At 65.6% G+C, this 18926-nt stretch carries 19 protein-coding genes and 1 tRNA gene; 16 read left to right on the top strand and 4 right to left on the bottom strand.

What is annotated here, in order from left to right:
- Nucleotides 1-6: 6 nt before the first annotated feature.
- Both IEW49_RS05675 and rnr read left to right on the top strand, forming a co-directional pair.
- Nucleotides 7-1389 carry a M20/M25/M40 family metallo-hydrolase gene (locus IEW49_RS05675; protein ID WP_188641769.1) on the top strand — a complete coding sequence of 461 codons (1383 nt, stop codon included), beginning with the start codon at nucleotides 7-9 and terminating at the stop codon, nucleotides 1387-1389.
- Between the two features lie 24 nt (nucleotides 1390-1413).
- Nucleotides 1414-3756, top strand: coding sequence for a ribonuclease R (gene rnr, locus IEW49_RS05670; protein ID WP_188641768.1), 2343 nt, complete (start codon nucleotides 1414-1416; stop codon nucleotides 3754-3756).
- Between the two features lie 31 nt (nucleotides 3757-3787).
- Here rnr and IEW49_RS05665 read toward each other — a convergent pair whose 3' ends face one another.
- Nucleotides 3788-4237: a universal stress protein gene (locus IEW49_RS05665; RefSeq protein WP_188641767.1), complete on the bottom strand. Its 450-nt coding sequence runs from the start codon at nucleotides 4235-4237 to the stop codon at nucleotides 3788-3790.
- Nucleotides 4238-4376: 139 nt separating this feature from the next.
- On the opposite strand from IEW49_RS05665, the gene IEW49_RS05660 reads away from it, so the two are divergent.
- The 4 genes from IEW49_RS05660 to IEW49_RS05645 all read left to right on the top strand — a co-directional run bounded on the left by IEW49_RS05660 (nucleotide 4377) and on the right by IEW49_RS05645 (nucleotide 7908).
- Entirely contained in the window at nucleotides 4377-5690 is a 1314-nt protein-coding gene (locus IEW49_RS05660) for a pyruvate dehydrogenase complex dihydrolipoamide acetyltransferase (protein WP_188641766.1), read from the top strand.
- 58 nt (nucleotides 5691-5748) lie between these two features.
- Nucleotides 5749-6087, top strand: coding sequence for an acyl-CoA thioesterase (locus IEW49_RS05655; RefSeq protein WP_188643105.1), 339 nt, complete (start codon nucleotides 5749-5751; stop codon nucleotides 6085-6087).
- Nucleotides 6088-6227: 140 nt separating this feature from the next.
- Complete coding sequence (lpdA, locus tag IEW49_RS05650) at nucleotides 6228-7640, top strand: dihydrolipoyl dehydrogenase (RefSeq protein WP_188641765.1); 1413 nt, start codon at nucleotides 6228-6230, stop codon at nucleotides 7638-7640.
- 97 nt (nucleotides 7641-7737) lie between these two features.
- Entirely contained in the window at nucleotides 7738-7908 is a 171-nt protein-coding gene (locus tag IEW49_RS05645) for a hypothetical protein (protein WP_188641764.1), read from the top strand.
- Between the two features lie 72 nt (nucleotides 7909-7980).
- On the opposite strand, the gene IEW49_RS05640 is transcribed toward IEW49_RS05645, so the two are convergent.
- A tRNA-Ser gene (locus IEW49_RS05640) sits at nucleotides 7981-8070 on the bottom strand.
- 101 nt (nucleotides 8071-8171) lie between these two features.
- On the opposite strand from IEW49_RS05640, the gene IEW49_RS05635 reads away from it, so the two are divergent.
- From IEW49_RS05635 to mazG, 10 genes are read left to right on the top strand one after another with little or no spacing between them, the layout of a single operon-like run.
- The gene (locus tag IEW49_RS05635; protein ID WP_188641763.1) at nucleotides 8172-9203 is read left to right on the top strand and encodes a lytic murein transglycosylase; all 1032 of its coding nucleotides are present in this window, start codon (nucleotides 8172-8174) and stop codon (nucleotides 9201-9203) included.
- Entirely contained in the window at nucleotides 9187-10068 is an 882-nt protein-coding gene (locus IEW49_RS05630) for a septal ring lytic transglycosylase RlpA family protein (protein ID WP_188641762.1), read from the top strand. The genes IEW49_RS05635 and IEW49_RS05630 overlap by 17 nt, the downstream gene beginning before the upstream one ends.
- Nucleotides 10069-10087: 19 nt before the next feature.
- A complete protein-coding gene (locus tag IEW49_RS05625; RefSeq protein ID WP_188641761.1) occupies nucleotides 10088-11275 on the top strand; it encodes a D-alanyl-D-alanine carboxypeptidase family protein in 1188 nt (395 codons plus the stop codon).
- Nucleotides 11272-11901: a dTMP kinase gene (gene tmk, locus IEW49_RS05620; protein ID WP_188641760.1), complete on the top strand. Its 630-nt coding sequence runs from the start codon at nucleotides 11272-11274 to the stop codon at nucleotides 11899-11901. The genes IEW49_RS05625 and tmk overlap by 4 nt, the downstream gene beginning before the upstream one ends.
- On the top strand, nucleotides 11898-12860 hold the full coding sequence (locus IEW49_RS05615) for a DNA polymerase III delta subunit-related protein (protein WP_229658095.1): 963 nt from the start codon (nucleotides 11898-11900) through the stop codon (nucleotides 12858-12860). The genes tmk and IEW49_RS05615 overlap by 4 nt, the downstream gene beginning before the upstream one ends.
- Nucleotides 12861-12889: 29 nt before the next feature.
- Nucleotides 12890-14464, top strand: coding sequence for a methionine--tRNA ligase (metG, locus tag IEW49_RS05610; RefSeq protein WP_188641759.1), 1575 nt, complete (start codon nucleotides 12890-12892; stop codon nucleotides 14462-14464).
- Nucleotides 14464-15240, top strand: coding sequence for a TatD family hydrolase (locus tag IEW49_RS05605; RefSeq protein ID WP_188641758.1), 777 nt, complete (start codon nucleotides 14464-14466; stop codon nucleotides 15238-15240). Before metG ends, IEW49_RS05605 begins: the two co-directional genes overlap by 1 nt.
- Nucleotides 15237-16004, top strand: coding sequence for an MBL fold metallo-hydrolase (locus IEW49_RS05600; RefSeq protein ID WP_188641757.1), 768 nt, complete (start codon nucleotides 15237-15239; stop codon nucleotides 16002-16004). Before IEW49_RS05605 ends, IEW49_RS05600 begins: the two co-directional genes overlap by 4 nt.
- Nucleotides 16001-16177: a hypothetical protein gene (locus IEW49_RS05595; RefSeq protein ID WP_188641756.1), complete on the top strand. Its 177-nt coding sequence runs from the start codon at nucleotides 16001-16003 to the stop codon at nucleotides 16175-16177. The genes IEW49_RS05600 and IEW49_RS05595 overlap by 4 nt, the downstream gene beginning before the upstream one ends.
- A 51-nt stretch (nucleotides 16178-16228) precedes the next feature.
- The gene (gene mazG / locus IEW49_RS05590; RefSeq protein ID WP_188641755.1) at nucleotides 16229-16999 is read left to right on the top strand and encodes a nucleoside triphosphate pyrophosphohydrolase; all 771 of its coding nucleotides are present in this window, start codon (nucleotides 16229-16231) and stop codon (nucleotides 16997-16999) included.
- Here the strand turns inward: mazG and hflX are convergent.
- Together hflX and hfq are read right to left on the bottom strand one after the other, a co-directional pair.
- Complete coding sequence (gene hflX / locus IEW49_RS05585; protein WP_188641754.1) at nucleotides 16988-18274, bottom strand: GTPase HflX; 1287 nt, start codon at nucleotides 18272-18274, stop codon at nucleotides 16988-16990. The two genes, mazG and hflX, sit on opposite strands and share 12 nt — an antisense overlap.
- 26 nt (nucleotides 18275-18300) lie before the next feature.
- Nucleotides 18301-18828: an RNA chaperone Hfq gene (gene hfq / locus IEW49_RS05580; protein WP_188641753.1), complete on the bottom strand. Its 528-nt coding sequence runs from the start codon at nucleotides 18826-18828 to the stop codon at nucleotides 18301-18303.
- Between the last annotated feature and the right edge of the window lie 98 nt (nucleotides 18829-18926).

Raw genomic sequence — 18926 nt, 5'->3', positions numbered from 1 at the left:
CGGCGCATGAAAGCATTTGCCCCCATTGCCGCCCTGCTGGCCGCCACCGCCGCCACGCCTGCCATCGCCCACGATCGCCCCGCCGACGAGGTCTCGGCCGAACGATTGCGCGCCGATGTCGAGCGGCTGGTCGCCTTCGGGACCCGGCACACGCTGTCCTCGCAGGACGACCCCGAACGCGGGATCGGCGCGGCGGTCGATTGGGGTGCCGAGGTGTTTCGCGACATTTCCGCCGAATGCGGCAGTTGCCTCGAGGTCGAACTGCCGGAGACGATGGTCTCCGGCGATCGCATCCCCGAGCCGGTGCGCCTGCGCAACGTGGTCGCGATCCAGCCCGGCACCGAGCGCCCCAACGAGGTCGTGATCGTCCAGGGTCATATCGACAGCCGGGCGAGCGACGTGATGGACGGCACGGTCGAAGCCCCGGGCGCGAACGACGATGGATCGGGCACCGCGCTGGTGATCGAGGCGGCGCGCGTGCTGTCGGGGCAGCAATACCCCACCACCATCGTCTACGCGCTGCTTTCGGGCGAGGAGCAGGGCCTGTTCGGCGCACGGCTGCTGGTCGATTGGGTCGAGAGCAAGGGTTATACGGTCAAGGCCGTGCTCAACAACGACGTCGTCGGCAATAGCTGCGGGTCGGACGGCTATTGCGACGCCGCGCATGTCCGCGTCTTCTCCGAAGGGCCGCGCGCCGATCTCGACGATCGTTACCGCGCTGCGCAGCGCCGCGAGGGCGGCGAGAACGACAGTCCCTCTCGCAACCTCTCACGCTGGCTCGACGGGATCGCCGATGGCGACGCGACCGGGCTCGACGTGCGCCAGATCTGGCGCACCGACCGCATGGGCCGCGGCGGCGACCAGATCCCGTTCCTCGAGGCGGGGTATCCCGCGGTCCGCTTCTCGGTCGCGGTCGAGGATTACGAACACCAGCACCAGGACCTGCGCACCGAGGACGGCGTGACCTACGGCGACACGGTCGACGCGATGGACTTCGATTATCTCGCGAAAGTCACCAAGCTGAACGTCCAGGCGCTGGAACGGCTGGCGCGTGCGCCGATGCCCCCTGCGCCCCGCGCCCGCGCGGCGGTGCGGACCTTTACCGAGCTGAGCTGGGATGAAGTGCCGGGCGCGACCGAATACCGGATCTGGCAGCGGCGGACCGACGAGGGCCATTGGCGGGACGGTCCCCTGCGCACGATATCCGCTTCCGCCCATGGCAGCGACGCCGATGCACCCGATTTCGCCATCGAGCTTGCAGGCGTACGCGGCGACGACTGGATTTTCGGCGTCAGCGCCTGCTCGGCAGAGGGCGTGTGCAGCCCGATCGCAAGCGCGGTCCCGGGCGGGGCGTTCGCGCCGATCGCGCCACGGGGTGACAATGACTGACCGGCTCCCCATATCGCCGGGCATATGACGAAACCGAAAAAGAACAGGGCGCGCCACCGCAATCCGGGGCTGCCTTCAAAGGACGAGATCCTCAAATTCATCAAGACCAGCGATAATCCCGCCGGCAAGCGCGAAATCGCGAAGGCGTTCAGCCTCAAGGGGCAGGAGCGCGTGCAATTGAAGGCGCTGCTGCGCGACATGGCCGATGAAGGCATGATCGACGGCAACAAGAGCGCGTTCCACCGCATGGGCGGCGTGCCCAAGGTCACCGTGCTCAAGGTGGTCGAGATCGAGGACGGCGAACCGATCGCCGTGCCGGAGAACTGGGCGCCAGACACCGGCACCCCCGCGCCGAAAATCCGCCTGATCGAGAAGAAGGGCAAACACGCCGCCTTGCGCACCGGGGACCGCGTGCTCGCGCGGACCGAGGAGGCCGGGAAGGGCCATCGCGGCTTCGTGATGAAGAAGCTGCCGCAGCGGCTCGACCAGATGATGGGCGTGGTCGAGATCGACAAGAGCGGCCAGGGCTGGCTCGCCCCGGTCGACAAGAGCGTGCGCAATTCCTCCAAGATCGCCGACCTGGGCGGCGCGGAAGACGGCCAGCTCGTCTATGCCGAGACGGTCGGGCGCGGACAGCGTGCGTCGGTCAAGGTCACCGAGGTGATCGGCGATCCGCTCGCGCCCAAGAGCTTCAGCCTGATCGCGATCGCCAAGCACGGCATCCCGCATATCTTCCCCGACGAGGTGATCGCCGAAGCGGAAAGCGCGGCCAAACTGCCGCTCAGCGAGGACCACCGCGAAGACCTGCGCCACCTGCCGATCGTCGCGATCGATCCCGCCGACGCGCGCGACCACGACGATGCGATCTGGGCCGCGCCCAACGACGAGGGCGGGTTCGACGCGCTCGTCGCGATCGCCGACGTATCCTATTACGTGCGCCCCGGCGGCAAGCTCGATCGCGAGGCGCGCAAGCGCGGCAATTCGGTCTATTTCCCCGACCGCGTCGTGCCGATGCTGCCCGAAGTGTTGAGCGCAGACGTCTGCTCGCTCCGCCAGGGCGAGGACCGCGCGGCGATGGCCTGCCACATGAAGATCGACGCCGAAGGGCGGATCAAGGACTGGCGCTTCACCCGCGCGATCGTGCGGATCGACGAGGTCATCCCCTACGAGGACGCGCAGCGCCGGATCGACGAGGGCGCGGCGGGCGAAAACCTCAACAACCTGTGGGCCTGCTGGAAGGCTCTCCACGCCGCGCGCGAAGCGCGCGACCCGCTCAACCTCGAGCTGCCCGAGCGCAAGGTCCAGCTCGACGACCAGGGCCGCATCACCGAGATCGCCGTGCGCGAACGGCTCGATGCCCACCGCGTGGTCGAGGACTTCATGATCGCCGCCAACGTCGCCGCAGCGAAGGCTCTTGAAGCCAAGTCAGCGCCCGTTGTCTACCGCGTCCACGAGCAGCCGAGCCGCGAAAAGATCGTCGCGCTCAAGGACTATATCGAGAGCATCGGCGGCAAGCTCGCGCTGGGGCAGGTGATCACCCCCTCGCTGTTCAACCGCATGCTCAAGGACGTCGCCGACGAGCAGGAAAAGGCGCTGCTGATGGAAGCGGTGCTGCGCAGCCAGACGCAGGCCTATTACGGGCCCGCCAATGCCGGCCATTTCGGCCTCGCGCTGGGCAGCTACGCGCACTTCACCTCGCCGATCCGCCGTTATGCCGACCTCTTGGTCCATCGCGCGCTGGTCGACGCCTACAAGCTCGAACAGCCTGCCCCCAAGGGAAAGCTGCCCGACACTTCGGGCCTGTCGGACCAGGATCGCAGCGATCTCGGCAAGATTTCCGATGCGATCAGCAAGACCGAGCGCCGCGCGATGGAGGCCGAGCGCGACACCACCGACCGCTATATCGCCGCCTGGCTCTCGGGCCGCGTCGGGCAGACCTTCGAGACCAGGATCACAGGGGTGCAGAGCTTCGGTTTCTTCGCCACCATCCTGGAGTTCGGCGGCGACGGGCTGGTGCCGGTCTCGACGCTCGGCAACGACTATTTCCAGTATGACGAGAAGGCGCAGTCGCTGGTCGGCGAGCGTTCGGGCGAAAGCTACACCGTCGGCGACCGGCTCGAATTGAAGCTCGCCGAAGCCAACCCGATCACCGGCGCGCTCAAATTCGAAGTGCCGGGGCAGGAAGGCCGCGTCGAAAAGCGCGGCAATCGTCCGCACGGCAAGAAGAAGCGCGACGGCGGCAAGGATAACGGCAAGGGCCATGGCAAGCACAAGGGTACGCCCAAGGACAAGCCCAAGCATGCCCAGGGCAAGCGCGGTCGCCCGGCCAATATCCGCCACCAGGGGCGCGGCAAGAAAAAGCGCTAGGACCCGTTCGGCACGAGCGGGCCTCGGTCGCTCAGAACTGGTCCTCGACCGTCTCGGGGACCCAGTCGCCCGGCACGATGTAGAGCGGGCAGGGCAGGGTACCCGAATGCGTGCTGAAATGGCTGACCAGCGGATCCGCCCCGTCGCGCGAAGCGCCTAGCACCAGCGCCGATATTTCCGGGTGGGTGGCGAGGTATTCGCGCACCACGCGCTCGGGTTCGCCCAGCTCGACCGAGATCACCGGCATCCGCCCGCTTTCGGAGAAATAGCGCCCGGCGGCCGAGGTCACCATCACCTCGGCGCGGCTGCGCGCCTCTTCCTCCATCGTCGCCTGCACCCCGCCGAAGGCACTGAATTGTTGCGGCGGGACCAGCGCGAGCATGTGCACCTGCCCCCCCGCCTGCAGCGCGAGGCGCGAGGCATAGGTCATCGCGACCTTCGCCTCCGGGCTCTCGTCGATGATGACAAGGTATACGCGCATCCAGTTCCTCTCCCTGCGCGGGGGTGTAGGATGCAAAGCCGGCGATAAGCAAGCGTGGACAGCGCGCTTGCCCCGCGCGCGCGGTTTGGGCAGAGAGCGGCTGAACGCGCTCCGCCGCTACGACATACAAGGATTTTCGATGCCCATCGCGATCAAGATGCCCGCGCTCTCGCCGACCATGGAAGAAGGCACGCTTGCCAAATGGCTGGTGAAAGTGGGCGATACCGTCGCCGCCGGCGATATCATGGCCGAGATCGAGACCGACAAGGCGACGATGGAATTCGAGGCGGTCGACGAAGGCACGGTCGCGGCGATCAGTGTCGACGAGGGCACCGAGGGCGTCGCGGTCGGCACCGTCATCATGACGCTGGCCGAGGAAGGCGAAGATCTCGACGAGGCCAAGGCCGCGGCGGGAAATAGCGCGCCCGCACCTGCTCCCGAGAAGAAGGAAGAGGCTGCCTCGGCGGACGAAACCGCTCCGCCAGCACCCTCGCCGAAACCGGCGCCCGCTCCGTCGCAGGACGTCGCCAAGGCTCCTGCCGCGCCGACCGTCGACGGCGAGCGCATCATCGCCAGCCCGCTCGCGCGTCGGATCGCCGAGCAGAACGGCGTCGATCTCGCCTCGATCAAGGGCTCGGGGCCCAACGGCCGGATCGTGAAGGCCGACGTCGAGGGGGCCAAGCCCGGTGCCGCCCCGGCAAAGGACAGCGCCGCACCCGCACCCGCGCCTTCGGCTCCCGTCCAGCAGGGCGGGGAGCTCGATGCGCCCTACGAAGCGCACAAGCTCAACAATGTCCGCAAGGTCATCGCCAAGCGCCTCACCGAGGCCAAGCAGACGATCCCGCACATCTACCTCACGGTCGACGTGCGGCTCGACGCGCTGCTCGACCTGCGCAAGCAATTGAACGCCTCGCTCGAGGCCGACGGGGTCAAGCTCTCGGTCAACGATCTGCTGATCAAGGCGCTCGCGCGCGCGCTTCAGCGCGTGCCCTCGTGCAATGTCAGCTTCCAGGGCGACGAGCTGTTCCAGTATGCCCGCGAGGACATTTCGGTCGCCGTCGCCGCGCCCTCGGGCCTGATCACCCCGATCATCCGCGATGCGGGCCGCAAGGGCCTCGCGCAGATCAGCACCGAGATGAAAGAACTCGCCGGCAAGGCCAAGGACGGCAAGCTGCAGCCGCACGAATTCCAGGGCGGCACCGCCAGCCTCTCCAATCTCGGCATGTTCGGCACCAAGCAGTTCGACGCGGTGATCAACCCGCCGCAGGCGATGATCCTCGCCGTCGGCGCGGGCGAACAGCGCCCCCACGTGGTCGACGGTGCGCTCCAGGTCGCCACCGTGATGAGCGCCACCGGCAGCTTCGACCACCGCGCGATCGACGGCGCCGACGGCGCGCAGCTGATGGAAGCCTTCCAGCAGCTGTGCGAGAACCCGATGGGGCTGGTGGTTTGACGCCAACCGGACAGGGAGCCCTCCTTTGAAGCGCGATCCCGCCATCCGCGTCACCGCGATGCCTGCCGATGCCAATGCCTATGGCGATATCTTCGGCGGCTGGTTGCTGAGCCTGATGGACCATGGCGCCGGCCTGATCGCCGCGCGGCACGCCAAGGGGCGCGCGGTCACGATTGCGATGGACGGGATGGAGTTCCACCAGCCCGTCAAGGTTGGCGACGAGGTCTCGGTCTATTGTACGATCGAGAAGGTCGGGCGCACCAGCATGGTGATCGCGACCGAGGCCTGGCGGCGCGAACGTCATTCCGAACATGGCGGCAAGGTGACCGAGGCCAAGTTCACCTTCGTCGCGATCGACGACAACGGCCGCCCGCGGCCCGTGGATGCGGCGGCATGACGTCGCTTTCCTACCGTGCGGCGCGCATGGCATACCGCCTGTGCGCGCACCGCATTTCCGCCCGGGAAGATTCCTTTCCCTGGACAGTGTAACACCCGGTCCATGCCTCCCTCGGGCATGACTTGAAGACAGGACGACAAATGGCTGACAAGTATGACGTAATCGTATTGGGTTCGGGCCCCGGTGGCTATGTCGCGGCGATCCGCTGCGCGCAGCTCGGGCTCAAGACCGCGATCGTCGAACGCGAACTGCTGGGCGGCATCTGCCTCAACTGGGGTTGCATCCCCACCAAGGCGCTGCTGCGGAGCGCGGAGATCCTCCATTACGCGCAGCATGCGAAGGATTACGGCCTCAAGATCGCGGGCGAGATCGAGGCCGATCTCGAAGCCGTGGTGAAGCGCAGCCGCGGCGTCGCCAAACAGCTGAACCAGGGCGTCACGCACCTGATGAAGAAGAACAAGATCGCCGTTCACATGGGCGAGGGGACGCTGACCGGTCCGACCTCGCTGACGGTGAAATCTGACAAGGGCGAGGAAAAGCTCGAAGCCAGGCACGTCATCGTCGCCACCGGGGCCCGCGCGCGCGACCTGCCTTTCGCCAAGGCCGACGGCAAGCGCGTCTGGACCTATCGCCACGCCATGACGCCACCCGAAATGCCCAAGAAGCTGCTGGTGATCGGATCGGGTGCGATCGGGATCGAGTTCGCGAGCTTCTACAACGACATGGGCTGCGACGTCACCGTGGTCGAAATGCTCGACCGCATCGTGCCGGTCGAGGACAAGGACGTCTCGGCCTTCCTCAACAAGTCGCTCACCAAGCAGGGCATGACGATCATGACCGGCGCGGGGGTCGAAGACCTCAAGGTCACCGACAAGGGCGTCAAGGCGAAGATCAAGGACGCCAAGGGCAAGGTCGCCGAGACCGAGTTCACCCACTGCATCGTGGCGATCGGGATCGTCCCCAACACCGAGAATGTCGGGCTCGAGAAGCTCGTCGAAATGGAACGCGGCTTCATCCAGATCGACGATTACGGGCGCACCAAGTCGAAGGGGCTCTGGGCGATCGGCGACTGCACCCCGGGCCCGTGGCTGGCGCACAAGGCGAGCCATGAAGGCGTCACCACCGCCGAGGCGATCGCCAAGGAGCTCGGCAACAAGGACGTCCATCCGCACCCGCTCGACCGCAACAACATCCCGGGTTGCACCTATTGCCACCCGCAGATCGCCAGCGTCGGGCTGACCGAGGAAAAGGCGAAGGAAGCCGGTTACGAAGTCAAGGCTGGCACCTTCCCCTTCATCGGCAATGGCAAGGCGATCGCGCTGGGCGAGGCCGAAGGCTTCTGCAAGACCGTGTTCGACGCCAAGACCGGCGAGCTCCTGGGCGCGCACATGGTCGGTGCCGAGGTGACCGAGATGATCCAGGGCTTCGTCGTCGGCAAGACGCTCGAGACCACCGAGGCCGAGCTGATGCAGACGGTCTTCCCGCACCCGACGATTTCCGAGTCGATGCACGAAAGCGTGCTCGCCAGCTATGGCCGCGTGATCCACGTCTGACCCTTTGGCGCAAACCCCGCACCGTTCGGCGCTACCAACATGCCGTAACGGAAACCGCCGCTGGACTTTGCGCGTTAGGGTCGCAAAGGAGAGTCGCGTGGAATATGAAATCAGGGACAACCCCGAGGTCGATTACGACCAGCAGGGTGAGGTCATCGAACGCCATTCGGCGCTGAAGAACCAGTCCTCGGTCGGAGCGGACCAGTATCCTGCGAAGAAACGCAAGGAATTCGCCGCTCTCGTAATTCCCGAGGAAGAGAGCGCGTAGATCACGCAACGGCGCCGAAGCACCGGAAAGGGCCGCCCGCGAGGACGGCCCTTTTCTCGTGCCGGGTAGGAATGGCGGACAGGGTGGGATTCGAACCCACGAAGGGCTTGCACCCTTGGCGGTTTTCAAGACCGCTGCATTCAACCGCTCTGCCACCTGTCCGTCGCTGGAGTCGCTAGTCGCGCGGCATTAAAATGTCACCATCTACCGAGCTCGTGCGTTTGGTTCATCCGATCCTCATCGCTATACCCCAATGGAGCCCTATGCAGACCGTCAAGACCATCCTCGCCGCGCTCGCCGCCACCGCCATGACCATCCCGGTCGCCGCCTGCGCGCAAAGTTCGCTGAGCTTCGACGGCTACCTCGAACTCGTCGCCGCCAAGGCGCGGGGCGAGGGGGTCAGCGAAGGTGCGATCCGGCAGGTGATCGACGGGCTGACCTACAACGAACGCGTGGTCCGGTTCGACCAGTCGCAGCCCGGTTCGACGACCAGCTCCAATTCGAGCAGTTTCCCCGCCTTCCAACCCTATTACCGCCGCACCGTCACGCAGGATCGGATCGATGGCGGGCGACGCACGCTGGCGCGTTACCGCTCGATCGCGCAGCAGGTCGAACGCGAATCCGGCGTGCCGGCGGAGATCCTCGTCGCGATCTGGGGCAAGGAAAGCGCCTATGGCGCGGTGAAAGGCGATTTCGATCTCGCCCGCTCGCTCGCGACGCTGGCATATGAAGGCCGCCGCCGCGAATTGTTCGAGCCCGAACTGATCGCGCTGATGAAGATGGTCGATCGGGGGGTCCCGCGCTCGCAACTGGTCGGCAGCTGGGCGGGCGCTTTCGGCAACCCGCAATTCCTGCCGACCGTCTATCTCCGGCTCGCGCAGGACGGCGATGGCAACGGCGTGGCCGATATCTGGAATTCGGCCCACGACACGCTCGCCTCGATTGCGCGCTACTTCGTCGATGCCGGGTGGGAGCGGGGATCGCCCTGGGGCGTTCCCGCGACGGTGCCGTCCGGCTTCGACCGCAGCGTCTTCGCCAACCCGATGACCGCGCCCTATTGCCCGCGGGTACACGAACGGCACGCGCCGTGGCGGACCGTGGCCGAATGGCGCGCGCTTGGCATCCGGCCGCAACAGGCGATCGCCGACGATACGCTGGTCAGCCTGATCGAGCCCGACGGGCCCGGCAATACGGCCTATCTTCTGACCCGGAATTATCACACGATCCTCGAATACAATTGTTCGAATTATTACGCCTTGGGGGTGGGACTGCTTGCCAATGAAATCGCACGCTAGGATTCTCGTCGCGTCCGCGGGCGCCACGCTCCTGACCGGGTGCAGCACGCTCGGGCTGGAAGAGGATTATATCGGGGGGGCGCCACCCGCTTCGGACCAGTCCGCGGGACCGCTCGATCCGGAAGGACCGGCAGGCGACTATCCGGTCGTCATCGGTCCGGCCTACACCGTCAACGGGGTGACCTACACGCCCGAAGACGCGCTCAATTACGACGAAGTGGGCTACGCCGTCCGCGATGTGGACGCGGGGCCCGGCGTGACCGCAGCGCACCACACGCTGCCGCTGCCGAGCTATGTCGAGGTAACCGAGCTCGACGAAGGACGCACCGCGCTGGTGCGGGTCGAGCGGCGCGGACCGATGAAAGGTAACCAGTTGCTCGCGCTGAGCGCCGACGCGATGGCCCAGCTCGGAATCGCGTCCTCGGCTCCGGTGCGGGTGCGACGGGTCAACCCGCCCGAGGTCGAGCGGGCCAAGCTGCGCTCCGGCGAGCCCGCGCCGCTGCGGATCGAAACGCCCGAGGGACTGTTGACGGTGCTGCGCCGCAAATTGCCCGAGGCGAGGACGGAGGCATCGATCCGCCCCGCGCCGGTCGAAAGCCCCACCCCCGCCACGACACCTGCGCCCGAGCGTCCCACTCCGGCAACGCCGGTCGCCTCCACAGGCTATTACGTGCAGGCCGGCGCCTATTCGGATCGCGCCCGCGCCGATCGGGTGGCAGCCCGGATCGGCGGGCAGGTCTACCCGGCCGGCCGCCTGTGGCGCGTCCGGAGCGGCCCCTTCGCCACGGCTGCGGAGGCGGATCGCGACCTCGCCAGGATCCGCGCCGACGGCTTCGGCGATGCCCGCGTGGTGAGCGAAGACTGAGCCGGAAACGATGCGGGAGATGACAAAGGCGATCGCGGTAACAGCCGCAGCAATCGCAACCATCGCGGTGCCGCTCTCGGGCGCTTCGCAGGACCTGCCCTCGATCGCGATCGGCGATGCGCGGGTCGCCCCGCCGCCCGAGGCTGCGCTTGCACCTGTGGTGCTGCTGGTCGACCTCGGCACCGGACAGACGCTGTACGAGAAGAACGCCGAGCGCCGCTTCATGCCAGCCTCGGTGACCAAGGTGATGACCGCCTATACCGCGTTCGAGATGATCGAGCGCGGCGAGATCGACCTGCGCCAGCGCTACACTTTCGACGAGGACAGTTATCGCAACTGGCGACGTCGGGGCTCGACCATGTTCCTCGGTCTCGGCGAGCAGGTTTCGGTCGCGGCCTTGTTGCAGGGCATCCTGACCGTGTCGGCCAATGACGGCTCGGCGCTGCTGGCCAAGGGCGCCGCCGGCAGTGTCGAGGCCTGGACCGCCCGGATGAATGGCGAAGCGCGCGCGATCGGGATGCGCGACAGCAGTTTCGGCTCTCCCAACGGTTTTCCCGACGAAGGTCGGACTTTTACCACCGCGCGCGACCTGATCACGCTGGCGCAGGCGATCGTGACCCGCCATCCCGACAAATACGCGGCGTTCTTCGGTCACAAGAGCCTGACCTGGGACGAAATCACCCAGGAGAACCACGATCCGCTGATCGGCAATGTCGAGGGTGCGGACGGGATGAAAACCGGCTTTACCAACGAGGCCGGATACACCTATCTTGGTTCGGCCGAACGCAACGGCCGGCGGCTCGCCGTGGTCGTCGCAGGAGCCGAACGCGGGCGCGATCGCAACGCCGCGGCGCGCGCGATGATCGAATGGGGGTTTTCGGCGTGGCAACCGCGGCGCCTGTTCGCGCAAGGCCAGGAAGTCGGTCGGGCCAAGGTCCAGCAGGGCGCCGCGTCTTCGGTCGGGCTCGTGGCACCGCGCCAGTTCCATCTCAACATTCCGACCGCGAGCGATGGCGAGATCGACTTGAGGCTGACCTATCGCGGTCCGCTCGTCGCGCCGATCGCCGCGGGCGATACCGTCGCGCGGCTGCAGATCAGGATCGATGGCGAATTGGTGCAGAGCGCGCCGCTGGTCGCGGCCGATGATGTCGGAGAGGCCGATGCCGTCGACCGCCTCGGCAACGGGATGTTCGGTTGGTTGCAATGACCGGGCGTTTCATCACCCTCGAAGGCGGCGAAGGGGTCGGCAAGTCGACCCAGTCGCGCCTGCTGGTCGACGCCCTGAACGCGCGTGGCATCGACTGCATCGCGACACGCGAACCTGGCGGGACACCGGGCGCCGAGGCGATCCGATCGTTGCTACTCGATGGCGATGGGTTTGCGCCGCGTGCCGAGGCCTTGCTGTTCGCCGCGGCGCGATCGGATCATGTCGAACGGTTGATCCGCCCCGCGCTCGAGCGCGGCTCCTGGGTCGTATGCGACAGGTTCCTCGATTCGAGCCGCGCCTATCAAGGCGGCGCCGGGGCGATCGGGGATGACGGCATCATGCAATTGCACGCGCTCGGCAGCAACGGCCTGCTGCCCGATCGCACATTGCTGTTCACCCTTCCGCCGGCGGAAGCCAAAGCGCGGCTCGACGCGCGCGATCGTGGCGTGAGCGATGCCATCGGTTCGCGCGGCGACGCCTATCACGACGACGTCGCGCGCAGTTTTGCAAGGCTCGCCGAGCGGGAGCCCGAGCGCTTCGTCACCATCGCAGCCGGTGGTTCGCCGCAAGAGGTGCATACCGAGGTATTGCGCGCCATCGAACCGCTGATCGAGACGCTGGCGTGACCTTGATCGGCCACGAAAAGCCGCGCCGGGCCTGGATGCAGGCGTGCCAGGGCGACCGCCTTCACCACGCCTGGCTGCTCGCCGGGCCGAGCGGGGTGGGCAAGGCCACCTTCGCCCGGCTCTGCGCCGCCGAACTGGTCGGGGCAGGGGAGGGGGCTGGCAGCCCCTCGCCCGACAACCATCCCGATATTCTGGCGCTGAGCCGCGCGCCGGCCGACGACAAGGAGGCTCGCAATCGCGACGAGGGCAAGCCGTTCAAGCGCAAGCGCAATATCAGCGTCGAACAGGTCCGCACGCTACAACGCCGCTTGAACACGCGCCCGACGCTCGGTGCCCGCCGCGCGATCATCATCGATCCGGCCGACGACCTCGAATCGGGGGCCGCCAACGCGCTGCTCAAAAGCCTCGAGGAACCGCCGGCAGGCAACGTCTTCTTTCTCGTGACCCATCGGCCCGGTCGCTTGCTCCCGACGATCCGCTCGCGCTGCCGGGTGCTGCGGTTCGATCGCCTGCCGGAAGAGCAGGTACGCCAGGTGCTTGCCCATGAACGCCCGGAAGTGGGCGGCGAGCACCTCGATACGGCGATTGCCGGTGCCAATGGCTCGCCCGGCGCGGCGATGACCTGGATCGACGAGGATCTCGCCCGCGTCGATGCGGCGATGCGCGCGTTGTTGCGAGACAGCGTCCGGTCGGCCGAACATCGTGGCGCGCTGGCCGCGGCAATCGGGGCGAGGCCCACTCCCGAAAGGCTCGCGGCTGTGTTCACGCTGGCGCGGCGCCTGCTGGCGGGTGAGGTTCGATCGGCACCCGCTGAGGCTCGTCCGCGCATCATCGAGGCGCATGCCGCACTGGTCGATCTCGCGGCGCGCGCGCCGACCGCCAATTTCGATCCCGGCCTGCTGGCGATGCAGATTGGCGGCTTGCTGGCGTCGGCGGCGCTCCCTAGAGAGGCCGCATAGTCGAAAACTCAAAAAGTCAGGCCTGCCGGGTGTCCGAACCCTATTACATCACCACCGCAATCAGCTACCCTAACGGCAAGCCGCATATCGGCCATGCCTACGAAGCCATCGCCGCCGACGTCATCGCCCGTTTCCAGCGCATGTCGGGGCGTGACGTACGCTTCCAGACCGGGACCGACGAACACGGGCTCAAGGTCTACCAGAAGGCACGCGACCTCGGACGCGAACCGCGCGACCTCGCCGACGAGATGACCGCGCATTTCGTCGCGATGGGCGAGAGGCTGAACATCTCGCACGACCGGTTCCAGCGGACGGTCGACCCCGATCATCATCGCGCGAGCCAGGAAATCTGGCGCCGGATGCAAGCCAATGGCGATCTCTATCTCGATCGTTACGAAGGGTGGTATTCGGTCCGCGACGAAGCCTATTACGACGAGAGCGAGCTGATCGAGGGTGAAGGTGCCGACGGACGCACCGAGAAGCTCTCGCCGCAGGGCACGCCGGTCGAATGGACCGCCGAGGAAAGCTGGTTCTTCCGCTTGTCGAACTATGCCGACAAGCTGCTCGCCCTTTATCGCGACAACCCCGATTTCATTGCTCCCGAGCGCAGCCGCAACGAGATCGTCCGCTTCGTCGAGGGCGGGCTCAAGGATTTGTCGGTTTCGCGCACCAGCTTCGACTGGGGGGTAAAAGTGCCCGAGAGCGACGGACATGTGATGTATGTGTGGGTCGACGCCCTCACCAACTACATCTCGGGGCTTGGCTTTCCCGACGACAGCGAGGAATGGCGCAAATACTGGCCGTGCGACCTCCATTTGATCGGCAAGGACATCACCCGATTCCACGCGGTCTATTGGCCCGCATTCCTGATGAGCGCCGGGATCGAGCTGCCAAGGCAGGTGTTCGCGCACGGCTTCGTGCTCAATCGCGGACGCAAGGAATCGAAGTCCGAAGGCAACGTCACCGATCCGCTCGCATTGGCCGACACCTACGGCGTCGATCCGTTCCGCTACTTCCTGATGCGCGAGATCGCCTTCGGGCAGGACGGCTCCTATTCCGACGAGGCGATCGTCACCCGCGCCAATGCCGAGCTGGCGAACAGCTTCGGGAATTTCGCGCAACGCGTTCTCTCCATGATCTTCAAGAACATGGATGGGAAACTTCTGGTAGACTATCAGCAGACCGATGACGACCGGGCGCTGACCGCCGCGGTCGCGAACGGTGTCGCCGAGCTGCGCAGGAACTTCGACGACCTCGCGTTCAGCGACGGGCTCGAGGCATGGATGCGCGCGGTGTTCGCCTGTAACCAATATATCGACGAACAGGCACCCTGGATCCTCAAGAAGACCGATCCCGAGCGCATGCAGGCCGTGTTGATGACCTGCTTCCGCCAGCTTCGCCCGCTGGCGCTGGCACTGCGCCCGGTCACGCCCGTGGCGGCCGACAAGCTGCTCGATCAGCTGGGCATGGGCGAGGCGCGGGATTTCGCCGCTCTCGACGATGCGACATGGTTCGAATATCTCGCCGGTTCGGGGTTCGCGCTCGACAAGCCCGAAGGCGTATTCCCGCGGCTCGAACTCGCCACCGCTGTGGGGGAGGGCTGATGCTCGTCGATTCACATTGCCACCTCAATTACGAGGGCCTCGTCGAGGAGCAGGACGCAGTCCTCGATCGCGCGCGGCAGGCCGGTGTCGGACGCTTTCTCAACATCTCGACGCGCGAGAGCGAATGGGACGACATCGTCGCCACCGCTGAGCGCAACGACGACGTGTTCGCCAGCATCGGGATCCACCCGCACAATGCCGACGAACACCAGCATGTGGACGAGGGCCGGCTGCGCGCCGCCGTCGACCATCCCAAGGTGATCGGGATCGGTGAGACCGGTCTCGACTATTATTACGAGCATTCCGATCGCGAAGCACAGCAGCGCCTGTTCCGCCGCCACATCACCGTATGTCGCGAGACGCGGCTGCCGTTGATCATCCACACGCGCGACGCCGAGGACGACACGCTCGCCATCCTGCGCGACGAGATGGAGAAGGGCGCCTTCCCCGCGCTGATCCACTGCTTCACGGCTTCGGGCGCATTCGGCGACGCGGTGCTCGAACTCGGCCTGTCGATCTCGATCTCGGGGATCGTGACTTTCAAGAACGCGAAAGACCTTCAGGAAACCGCCGCGCGCGTGCCGGAGGATCGCCTGCTCGTCGAAACCGATTCCCCGTTCCTCGCGCCGGTCCCGCATCGCGGGAAAACCTGCGAACCGGCCTATGTCGCCGATACCGCCAAATTCGTGGCGGAATTGCGCGATACAGACGTCGAAAGCCTCGCTGCAACGACGACCCGCAACTTCTTTGAATTGTTCGCGAAAGCCGCGGCATGAAGATGGTGATGCTCGGTTCGGGCACATCGACCGGCGTGCCGCGCATCGGCAATGACTGGGGGCAATGCGATCCCGAAGAGCCGCGCAATCGGCGCTCTCGGGTTTCGATCATGGTCGAAAGCGCCGAAGGCACGCGATTGCTCGTCGACACCTCGACCGATCTTCGCGCGCAACTCCTGGCGAACGAGATCGACCGGATCGATGCGGTGTTCTGGACCCACGACCATGCCGATCACTGCCACGGGATCGACGATCTGCGTGCACTGCGTTTTGGTCGCAGCCACGCTATTCCCGGTTTTGCATCAAACACTTGTGCATTGCGCTTGAGACAACGTTTCGGATACGTCTTCGCCGGACAGTTCGGCTATCCGACCATCGTCGAACTCAAGACCCTCGACATTGCTCGCATGCATGGTGGGATCGCATTCCGCGGGGTCGAAATGCCCCACGGGCCGACCCAGACCACCGGCTATCGGTTCGAGTGCGATGGCAAGTCGATCGTCTACGCAACTGATTTCTCTGAGATAACCGACGCAATGCTGCGGCTGTTCGACGGGGTGGATTTGCTGGTTACCGACTGCCTGCGCCGCGATCCACATCCCACGCACGCGCATCTCGAAATGGCGCTCGAACTCGGGCGCAAGACCGGTGCCGGCCAAGTCGTGTTGTCGCATCTGGACAAGAGCATGGATTATGCGACGCTGACCGAGGAAACGCCCGACAATGTCCTCGTCGGGTTTGACGGCATGGAGCTGGCAGCATGAGTACAACGGCGTGGACGACCCTGAGCATCGTATCGATCCTCGGTTGGTTGATCCTTGTCGTGCCAGGGCTCGCCGGACGCGGACTGACCGTTCCGAAGACCATCGGACTGGCGGTGACGTGGGTGGCTATTTTCGCCGCTGCCTATCTCTTGTTTACGTATCTGGGGGCCTGATCCTTGGCTGAGCCTCCCTTATAGTTTTACATAATATATATTATCATCCAAATGGCATCACAGCAAATCGACCGCCTCCTCTCGATCATGGCCCGCCTTCGCGACCCCGCAACCGGGTGCGAATGGGACGTCGCGCAGACATTCCAGTCGATCGCGCCGTACACGATCGAGGAAGCCTACGAGGTCGCCGACGCGATCGCGCGCGAGGATCTCGCCGACCTGCGCGGCGAGCTCGGCGATTTGCTGCTCCAGGTGGTTTTCCATGCCCGCATGGCTGAAGAACAGGGGGCGTTCGACTTCGATGCCGTGGCGAAGTCGATTTCCGACAAGATGGAAGCACGCCACCCGCATATCTTCGGCGATGACGAAAGCGAGACGCCACAGCCCCGGCGATGGGAAGATATCAAGGCCGCCGAACGCGACGCGCAAGGTGCTGCCAGCGCGCTCGATGGCGTTGCACACGCCTTGCCGGCACTGATGCGCGCCGAGAAACTGCAAAAACGCGCGGCGCGCAGCGGATTCGACTGGCCAGACAAGGACGGCCCGGCGGAGAAACTGGTCGAGGAAATCGGCGAGCTGGCCGATGCCGATGGCCCCGATCACATCACCGAGGAAGCGGGCGACCTGCTGTTCGCTGCAGTCAATCTGGTCCGTGCCTACGGCGTCGACGCCGAAGCCGCGCTCCGCAGCGCCAACCAAAAGTTCGAGCGTCGCTTCAGGGCAATGGAATCCCTCGCCGCCGACCAAGATGCCGACTTTTCATCGCTCGATCTGCAAGCACAGGAAACGTTATGGCAGGAGGTCAAGCGCTCAGAGCGTTGAAAAACGCCCGAATTCACGCTCGGTCAGCCGCACCGACAACCGGTAGCCAGGTTGGTCGCCCGCGACTTCTTCCTGAGACAGCACCTCGCCATGGGCATGGAGCCAGGCGAGCTTCTGCCCTTCCCCTGCGGCGAGCGTGATCTCGTGGACCCGCGCATCGGCAGTCAGCAGCGCGTCGATCGTATCGAGCAGGGTCTCGATGCCCTCGCCCGTCTGAGCGGATAACAACACGATCGGCTCGTCGCGCGCCGCGATCCGGTTGCGCAGAGCCGCCTGGGCCTCTTCGTCGAGAAGGTCGACCTTGTTCCAGGCCTCGACGATCGGGGCTCCGGCCGGTGCGCCCTCCTCGTCGACCAGGTCCATGCCTCGGAGGACGTCTATCACGCGTTCACGCTGCTCTTCGGTGTCCGGATTGGCGATATCGCGGACATGCACGATGACGTCGGCCGCGGTCACTTCTTCGAGCGTCGCTCGAAAAGCGGCGACGAGCTGCGTAGGCAGATCCGAGATGAACCCCACCGTGTCCGACAGGATTGCCTTGTCGACCCCCGGCAGCGCGATCGCCCTCATCGTCGGATCGAGCGTGGCGAACAGCAGGTCCTCTGCCATGACGTCGGCACCAGTGAGCCGGTTGAACAGCGTCGACTTGCCGGCATTGGTGTAGCCGACCAGCGCGACCACCGGCCACGGCGCACGTTCGCGACGCTCGCGATGGAGCCCGCGGGTCTTGCGCACCTGTTCGAGTTCCTTGCGCAGCCGGCCCATCCGCTGCCGGATCATCCGCCTGTCGGCCTCGATCTGCGTCTCGCCGGGACCGCCGAGGAAGCCGAAACCACCGCGCTGCCGCTCGAGGTGAGTCCAGCTGCGCACGAGCCGCCCCTGCTGGTAATCGAGATGCGCAAGTTCGACCTGCAGCCGACCTTCGGCAGTGGCCGCGCGCTCACCGAAGATTTCGAGGATGAGCCCGGTGCGATCGATCACCTTTCGCCCGATCTTGTCTTCGAGATTGCGCTGCTGGATCGCCGACAATTGGCCGTCGACGACGACGAGCTCGGCCTCGTGCAACTCGCAATCGGTGGCTATTCGTTCGACCTGACCCGAACCGAACAGCGTGGCCGGCTTGGGTTCGCGGATCGGAAGCGCGTAACTCTCGGCAATCACGAGGCCGATCGCGAGCGCAAGCCCCCTCGCCTCCTCCAACCGCGCCTCGAGATCGAGGTGACGCTTGTCGGGCAGGTCGGGGTGCACGATCAGCGCGCGGGCACCGCGTGTCACCTCTTCCGCACTGTCTTCGAGGAAACTCAGTCGCTATCGCCTTCTTCGCTCAGGTCGAGATGTTCGACCGGCTGGATGGTCGAGATAGCGTGCTTGTAGGCGAGTTGCACGTATCCTTCGCGTTCGAGCAGCGTGCAATAGGGATCGTAGGCCGCGATGCGGCCCTGCAGCATCACTCCGTTGATCAGGAACATGGTCACCTGGGCTTCGCTGTCGAGGCAGCGACCGAGGAAGACTTCCTGCAACAGCCGCTGCTTCTTGGCGGTGTTGCGCGAACCGAACTGCTCCGATTCCTGCGGCTGTGCGGGCATGATCGTCGAAATCGCGTGCTTGTAGACGAGCTGCGATTGCCCGTCGCGGCGGAGCAGCAGCGAGAAATTGTCGAACCAGGTGACGATGCCCTGGAGCTTGACGCCCTTGACGAGGAACACCGTCACGGGCGCCTTTTCCTTGCGCATCAGGTTCAGGAACTGGTCCTGAAGGCTCGGCGTGCTGGCCGCGCCGCCCTGGGTCTCGGTTTTCGTCGGTCGTGCGGAGAGTGTTTTTCCCGCCATTTCTCTTGCCCCCTTACCGCCACCTCTCGCTGATTTGCGGATGGCTGGTCAGGTTTCACCGCGAAACTTACGGCTTGGAAAGGAAATGCCGACAGCGA

The sequence above is a fragment of the Pseudoblastomonas marina genome, assembly GCF_014641655.1.
Taxonomy (GTDB): Bacteria; Pseudomonadota; Alphaproteobacteria; order Sphingomonadales; family Sphingomonadaceae; genus Alteriqipengyuania_A; species Alteriqipengyuania_A marina.
Note: the sequence above shows the minus strand (reverse complement) of the source record. Positions and strands in the feature narration are given on the sequence as shown.

Excerpts from the sequence above, each read along its gene's own strand:
- lpdA (WP_188641765.1), top strand. The coding sequence starts at position 6,228 with ATGGCTGACAAGTATGACGTAATCGTATTGGGTTCGGGCCCCGGTGGC.
- IEW49_RS05660 (WP_188641766.1), top strand. The coding sequence starts at position 4,377 with ATGCCCATCGCGATCAAGATGCCCGCGCTCTCGCCGACCATGGAAGAA.
- IEW49_RS05625 (WP_188641761.1), top strand. The coding sequence starts at position 10,088 with ATGACAAAGGCGATCGCGGTAACAGCCGCAGCAATCGCAACCATCGCG.
- IEW49_RS05600 (WP_188641757.1), top strand. The coding sequence starts at position 15,237 with ATGAAGATGGTGATGCTCGGTTCGGGCACATCGACCGGCGTGCCGCGC.
- hfq (WP_188641753.1), bottom strand. The coding sequence starts at position 18,828 with ATGGCGGGAAAAACACTCTCCGCACGACCGACGAAAACCGAGACCCAG.
- rnr (WP_188641768.1), top strand. The coding sequence starts at position 1,414 with ATGACGAAACCGAAAAAGAACAGGGCGCGCCACCGCAATCCGGGGCTG.
- tmk (WP_188641760.1), top strand. The coding sequence starts at position 11,272 with ATGACCGGGCGTTTCATCACCCTCGAAGGCGGCGAAGGGGTCGGCAAG.
- IEW49_RS05630 (WP_188641762.1), top strand. The coding sequence starts at position 9,187 with ATGAAATCGCACGCTAGGATTCTCGTCGCGTCCGCGGGCGCCACGCTC.
- IEW49_RS05635 (WP_188641763.1), top strand. The coding sequence starts at position 8,172 with ATGCAGACCGTCAAGACCATCCTCGCCGCGCTCGCCGCCACCGCCATG.
- IEW49_RS05665 (WP_188641767.1), bottom strand. The coding sequence starts at position 4,237 with ATGCGCGTATACCTTGTCATCATCGACGAGAGCCCGGAGGCGAAGGTC.
- IEW49_RS05675 (WP_188641769.1), top strand. The coding sequence starts at position 7 with ATGAAAGCATTTGCCCCCATTGCCGCCCTGCTGGCCGCCACCGCCGCC.
- IEW49_RS05655 (WP_188643105.1), top strand. The coding sequence starts at position 5,749 with ATGCCTGCCGATGCCAATGCCTATGGCGATATCTTCGGCGGCTGGTTG.
- mazG (WP_188641755.1), top strand. The coding sequence starts at position 16,229 with ATGGCATCACAGCAAATCGACCGCCTCCTCTCGATCATGGCCCGCCTT.
- IEW49_RS05595 (WP_188641756.1), top strand. The coding sequence starts at position 16,001 with ATGAGTACAACGGCGTGGACGACCCTGAGCATCGTATCGATCCTCGGT.
- IEW49_RS05605 (WP_188641758.1), top strand. The coding sequence starts at position 14,464 with ATGCTCGTCGATTCACATTGCCACCTCAATTACGAGGGCCTCGTCGAG.